Raw genomic sequence first — 2,099 nt, forward strand, 5'->3', positions numbered from 1 at the left:
CAAGCGGCTCTGCCGCGCCTGCCCCTTGATCCGAACGCCCGGCGATGTCAGGGGCGAGACGAACGATGCGGCCCGCGCGCGGGCCTCAGTGCCGGATGCGCAGCAGCCGAGAAGGACAAGCGATCGTCACCGGCATCGGCGGAGACGGCTAAAGGCTGGCTCCGTGCCCTTCGCATAGAGCGCGGCCGCCCGAAACGGGCGGTGGCCCCAACTCGCACTTCTGTCAGTTGCGCACGTCAATCAGGCAGCTACGTTCCCTCACCGGTAGCTCATCACCTGAAGGAGAAATGCATGGAGACGGCTCCGACCCTCATCTTCTACGCCTACACCGGCAAGTCGGAGATCGGCGAAGATCGCTGGACGGACCGTACTTTGCCGGACTACTTCTACGAGGATAAGGACGCGGCAAGACGGGACATGCTCGGGCTCCACGCTCAACTGGAGGCCGATCATGCCAACAGCTATCCGCCTCTCTGCCTGGAGAGAATAGAAACCGTCCCCATGACGCGATCCGCGATCATGGCACTGCTCAATGATGGCGTCGGCGCAATCATCGGCAGCTATCAGGTCATCGAGGAGATTGACGTGAAGCACCGATAGCGGTGGATCCGCGCATCAACCAGCACAGCGCCTGACAGGGCATCGATCGCACTCGATCGACCTGCTCCCGGGCCGAAGCACTTCGCCCGAAACGATGAGATTGTTGGCGTGGCCAAATTGCTGCATCCTCTACGTCCAGACCATGTGACTTGTGAGATGACGATGCAGAACGACGAGACGCTGACATTCTACACCTATGCGATGAAGGTCGAGCTCGGGCCGGAGCGTTGGAAGGATCGCGCCATGCCCGCAATCTTCTTCGACGATGTGGCGGAAGCCCGTCAAAAAGTCCTTGAGGTGCGGGATGCGATGCGGGCTGATCCTGAGATGAAGTGGGAGGAAACCTACATCGAGAAGATCGTGACCGTACCGATGACCAGGTCCGCCGTGCTCGGGCTGCTCAATCGGGGAGTAGAAGCGATTATCAAGGATTACGAGATCATCGAAACCATCGGCGAAAACTGACCGGCCTACCGGCCATGTTGACGACGGCGTCCCTCGGCACTATGTCGAAAGCCAACAACTAACCCAGCATCCTGAGAGACATGGGCTCCGGGCGGTTGGGGGAAAAAGCCGGCGCCAGCCGGTTTTTTTATGTCTTGGGGGCGGGAGCGCTGGCGGAACGAAAGCGCGGGATCGACGGCGACGACCACGACAAGACCGGCCAGCCGGAGAATCTGACCTCGTGACGTCGATGCCGATGGGCGGGAAGGGTGTTCGAGGGGTGGGGCTTTGGGGCACCCCTCGACCTGTCCCGAACCGCTCGATGCGGTGAGAGACAGGCACGCGACCGGGCGCTTCGCCGGATGCGCCACTATAGGCTTTCCATCGTCCTGATCGGTAAAGCCAAGGAGGCGGCCTGAGCCGCCTCGCCGTCTGACATCAAAAATAATCTCCGTCATCGCCGCAGAATGGCTCATGGCCGATGCGCCAGCTACCGTCGGACCAGCGGGAGGGGACATAGGGATCATCGCCAAATTCGTAGGCGATAACGACCTTGTCGCCCTCGTAGAAAATTCCGAACTCGATCTTGTTCTCGATCAAATGCAACAGCGCTGCGGAAATGAATTCCGGTGTGGCTCTCTTCGGCAGATGGACTGCCGTCTCCCAAACGGCGCGTTTCGGGTCGCGATCGTCGATGTACTCGTCGGGATCGTTGTTTTCGACCTGCGTCATGAAAAATCTCCTTACTGCGCGTTGCGAGCGACACGGCGCTGGATGGTATCCTCGATGTCAAAGCTGCGCTCGCAGATATAGGCCTTGCTATAGCCTTCGGCCTTCAAGCGAGCGATCTCTGCGGCGACCGCCATGTCAAATTCCGTTTGGGGCCTTTCGGCGCTTTCGATCTTCATTAGCCTGCCTCCAAGGGGTCTTTTGGAAGAGAATTGTATCCGTTTTGCGTTTTCCCGCAGGGGAAGCCCCCTTGGGCGAAGCCTCCCCGGTCTTTCCGGGGGAATGGCCTCTGACATTCCCCCGGACAGAGGGGGGAGGGCGCAGCC

4 protein-coding genes are annotated in these 2,099 nt (G+C 60.1%); 2 read left to right on the forward strand and 2 right to left on the reverse strand.

Features of this window, described 5'->3' with window-relative positions; translation table 11 throughout:
* The first annotated feature begins 291 nt into the window (after positions 1 to 291).
* Positions 292 to 600, forward strand: a complete 309-nt coding sequence (locus tag EXZ48_RS34435; RefSeq protein ID WP_023517501.1) for a hypothetical protein — start codon at positions 292 to 294, stop codon at positions 598 to 600.
* Positions 601 to 762: 162 nt separating this feature from the next.
* Positions 763 to 1,065, forward strand: coding sequence for a hypothetical protein (locus tag EXZ48_RS34440; protein WP_023517500.1), 303 nt, complete (start codon positions 763 to 765; stop codon positions 1,063 to 1,065).
* Between the two features lie 417 nt (positions 1,066 to 1,482).
* Here EXZ48_RS34440 and EXZ48_RS34445 read toward each other — a convergent pair whose 3' ends face one another.
* Together EXZ48_RS34445 and EXZ48_RS35225 are read right to left on the reverse strand one after the other, a co-directional pair.
* Entirely contained in the window at positions 1,483 to 1,776 is a 294-nt protein-coding gene (locus EXZ48_RS34445; protein WP_023517498.1) for a hypothetical protein, read from the reverse strand.
* Between the two features lie 11 nt (positions 1,777 to 1,787).
* On the reverse strand, positions 1,788 to 1,952 hold the full coding sequence (locus EXZ48_RS35225) for a hypothetical protein (protein WP_023517497.1): 165 nt from the start codon (positions 1,950 to 1,952) through the stop codon (positions 1,788 to 1,790).
* Between the last annotated feature and the right edge of the window lie 147 nt (positions 1,953 to 2,099).

This window comes from Shinella sp. JR1-6, assembly GCF_004284735.1.
Taxonomy (GTDB): domain Bacteria; phylum Pseudomonadota; class Alphaproteobacteria; order Rhizobiales; family Rhizobiaceae; genus Shinella.